This is a genomic window from Variovorax sp. HJSM1_2 (genome assembly GCF_049316285.1).
Lineage (GTDB): Bacteria > Pseudomonadota > Gammaproteobacteria > Burkholderiales > Burkholderiaceae_C > Rhodoferax_B.
The window spans coordinates 1-3,532 of sequence record NZ_JBMOXA010000056.1 but is presented as its reverse complement, the minus strand read 5'-3'; the positions used below and the strand labels follow the sequence as shown (position 1 = coordinate 3,532).

At 64.0% G+C, this 3,532-nt stretch carries 3 protein-coding genes; all 3 read right to left on the bottom strand.

What is annotated here, in order from left to right:
* On the bottom strand, positions 1-896 hold an 896-nt coding region (locus ACFQ95_RS25880; RefSeq protein WP_422835842.1), incomplete at its 3' end, for a pirin family protein.
* A gap of 142 nt (positions 897-1,038) precedes the next feature.
* Complete coding sequence (locus ACFQ95_RS25875; RefSeq protein WP_422835840.1) at positions 1,039-2,136, bottom strand: M14 family metallopeptidase; 1,098 nt, start codon at positions 2,134-2,136, stop codon at positions 1,039-1,041.
* A complete protein-coding gene (locus ACFQ95_RS25870) occupies positions 2,133-3,329 on the bottom strand; it encodes a M20 aminoacylase family protein (RefSeq protein ID WP_422835838.1) in 1,197 nt (398 codons plus the stop codon). Before ACFQ95_RS25870 ends, ACFQ95_RS25875 begins: the two co-directional genes overlap by 4 nt.
* Between the last annotated feature and the right edge of the window lie 203 nt (positions 3,330-3,532).

Below are 3,532 nucleotides of genomic sequence, written 5' to 3'. Positions count from 1 at the left end.
ACGGCCTGGAAGATCTCGGCATTACTGTTCATCACAAACGGGCCGTATTGCACGATGCTTTCTTTCAGGGGCTGGCCGGCGATGAGCAGCAGCCGGGTCGGCTCGGTGGCCGCGGCGTCCGCTTCGAGCAGCACGCCGTCGAAGCTTGCGCCAGCGGCACCACGCGCGGGCTGGTTGCGCAAAATCGCCATGCGTTGGCGAGGCACCAGCGTATCGCCAATCTTCGCTTCGCCCCGGTAGACGTAGACAAACGCGTTGTGCCCTGCCGGCAGAGGCTGGGCCAGGCTCGCGCCAGCGGGCAGCGTCACGTCCAGGTACAGCGGCGCGGTGGCGGGGCGGTCGACGCGGCCATACACGCCATGGCTGCTGCCCGCGATCACGCGCACGCTGACACCACCCGCCGTTTGGAAGCTGGGCAGTTCTTCGGCCGGAATGTCACGGTACCAAGGCTCGCGCATCTTCTCGCTGGCGGGCAGGTTCAGCCACAACTGAAAACCTTCCATCACACCGTCGGCCTGCTCGGGCAACTCGGAGTGCACCACGCCACGGCCAGCGGTCATCCATTGCACACCGCCGCTTTGCAGCAGGCCCTCGTTACCGGCGCTGTCGCGATGGCGCAGACGCCCGGCCAGCATGTAGGTGATGGTTTCGAAGCCCCGGTGTGGGTGGTTGGGGAAGCCGGCAATGTAGTCGTCGGGGTTGTCGGTGCCAAAGGCGTCCAGCATCAGAAACGGGTCCAGCCGGTACTGCAGCGGCTGCGTCAACACCCGCGTGAGCTTGACACCTGCGCCGTCCGACGTGGGTGTGCCCGCCACCAGGCGCTCGACGCTGCGCGGGTGCAGCACGGTCTCGGCTGGACGAAGGTTGGGGGTATTTGGGGTGGGGGTGCGGTCCATCATGGGCTCCATTTGCGGTCGGCAACACGCCATGTGCTGCAAGCCATTTATATGGTGGTGATGAGCCCTGGCGGAAGAGGCGCCGGTGGTTCGCAGCGTTCCAGGCATGGAACGCTGCGCTGCATCGCAACACGTAGACGGCTTAGCGGCTCAACCCGTCCACCGCCTGGAACATGGCCTGCCGTGCCTGGCTGATGACCTGGCCCTTCCAGGCATCGTTGTCGCAGTAGAAGGCTTGCAGCAGCTGGGTTTTGATTTCCGCTGCGAGTTCGGCGGGCGCTTCGGGGTGCTGGTGCAGCCAGTGGTCGGCACGCAAAGCCTGCATCACTTCCAGCAGCGGCAAGGTGCCGAACTCCAGCGCGATGCCGGTGTACTCGGCCTGGGCACATTCCTCGACCAGCGAGTTGAACATCAAGCCGGTCAGCAGCGCCGAAGAAGACGAGCCGTCGTAGATCGATGTGACCTGTTTTTCGCCCCACCAGGCGCGCGCACGCTGCACACCCGCCTGATCGTCACGACCGGCAAAAATGCGCTCGCCAATGCCGTTGGGCCCCAGCCCTGTGTGTAGGTCGATCCAGGCGATGCGCCGTGCGCGCTGGGCGTAGCGGCGCAGCACGTCGCGCCAGGTGGTGTTGCTCCAGGTGGGCGCGGTGCCGCCGAAAAACATGCCGTCGGCAAATGCATGCTGGCCCTGCGAGACGGCCGCTTGAAAGGCGTTTTGCCCATGGGTGACCACGTACGAATCTATGGCCTTGTAGTTGGCCGAGCTTGGCGGCCACTCGGCTGGCAGCAGCAGCGGCTGCAGCGCGGCGTAGGCCGGATTTTCCGGCAACGGCTGCGCGAAGTCGTGGAAGTTGCGGTTCAGGTCAACGTTTTCCTGGGTGACCCGGCGCAGATGTGAAAAGCCGTAGGGGTTGAGCGCGTGCACATACAGCACCGCCACGCCCTGTGCGCGGGCCTTCTCGCGCCACTCCTCGTCGTGCAGCGCAAAGGTTTGCACGCCGCTTCCGCAAAAGCCTTCCACACCATGGCAGCCGCTGCTGACGATGAGCAGCCGCTCGGCGTCATTGGCATCGCTAGGGCTGTCGAGCGCCACGTCCATGGCGAGCTGCTCACCCTCGCGCCCGGTCTCTGCCAGCTTGTACGAGGCCACCAGCAGCCGCGCGTTGGACGCAGCTTCGATGAAGCGGATCCGCGCCAGCGCGTAGCTGGACGAAAACGCTTCAGGCACGCCAATCATGTATCGGCCCGACCCAGCCACTGCTCGGCCAGGCGCACCCAGTAGGTCGCGCCCAGCGGGATCAGGTCGTCGTTGAAGTCGTAGCTCGGGTTGTGCAGCGTGCACGGGCCGGCGCCGTGGCCCATTTCGCGGTGTGCGCCGTCGCCGTTGGCAATGAAGCAGTAGGCGCCGGGTTTTTCTTGCAGCATGAAGGCAAAGTCTTCAGCACCCATGGTGGGCTCTTGCGGCAACACGTTGGCCTCGCCCACGATCTCGGCCATCACGCGGCGCGCAAACTCGGCCTCGTTCGGGTGGTTCACGGTGGGCGGGTAGTTGCGGCGGAAAGAGAACTCGCAGTGCGCGCCAAAGGCGGTGGCAATGTTCTCGGCCACCAGTTGCATGCGCTGCTCTATCATGTCCAGCACTTCGAGCGAGAAGGTGCGCACCGTGCCCTGCATTTCGCAGCTGTCAGGCACCACGTTGGTGGCCGCACCGGCATGGATCATGGTGACCGAGATCACGCCCGCATCCACCGGCTTCTTGTTGCGGCTGATGATGGTTTGAAAACCCTGCACGATCTGGCAGGCCACGGGCACGGGGTCTATGCCGTTGTGCGGCAGTGCAGCATGGCTGCCCTTGCCGTGAATGGTGATCTTGAACTCGTTGCTCGAGGCCATCACCGGGCCGGGGCTCACGGCAAACTGGCCTACTTGGTAGCCGGGCCAGTTGTGCATGCCAAACACGGCCTCCATGGGGAACTGCTCGAACAGGCCTTCCTTGATCATCTCGCGTGCGCCGCCGCCGCCCTCTTCTGCGGGCTGGAAGATCAGGTAGACGGTGCCGTCGAAGTTGCGGTTCTTGGCCAAATGCTGCGCTGCGGCAAGCAGCATGGCGGTGTGACCGTCATGGCCGCAGGCGTGCATCTTGCCTTCGTGTTTGCTGGCGTGTGCAAAGGTGTTGAACTCTTGCAGCGGCAGCGCGTCCATGTCGGCACGCAGGCCTACGGCCCGGTTGGAGCTGCCGTTTTTGATGATGCCGACTACCCCGGTGGTGCCCAGGCCCCGGTGGATGGGAATGCCCCACTCGGTGAGCTTGGCCGCCACCACATCGGCGGTGCGGACCTCTTCAAAACACAGTTCGGGGTGGGCGTGGATGTCACGGCGCACGGCGGCAATGCCGGCGGCTTGGGTGACGATGGAGTCGATGATCTTCATGGCGTTCTCGTATCGTGTGACTAAGACTGGGCGCGGAAAATGCAAGCAGAATAGACCGTAATGGCAGTCCATCAACGTGTCAGTCTATCCCTTAGATCGTAGACACGTTTCTACTTGTATGACAAGTGAAGCAAATTCCCGGCCACGCAGAACGTGCTGACGGTTTCCTGGGTGCCGCGTTGAGGTGCAATCGGGATGAGTTG

What these genes read in the sequence shown, in the direction of transcription:
- ACFQ95_RS25870 (WP_422835838.1), bottom strand. Translation starts at nt 3,329, where the DNA reads ATGAAGATCATCGACTCCATCGTCACCCAAGCCGCCGGCATTGCCGCC.
- ACFQ95_RS25875 (WP_422835840.1), bottom strand. Translation starts at nt 2,136, where the DNA reads ATGATTGGCGTGCCTGAAGCGTTTTCGTCCAGCTACGCGCTGGCGCGG.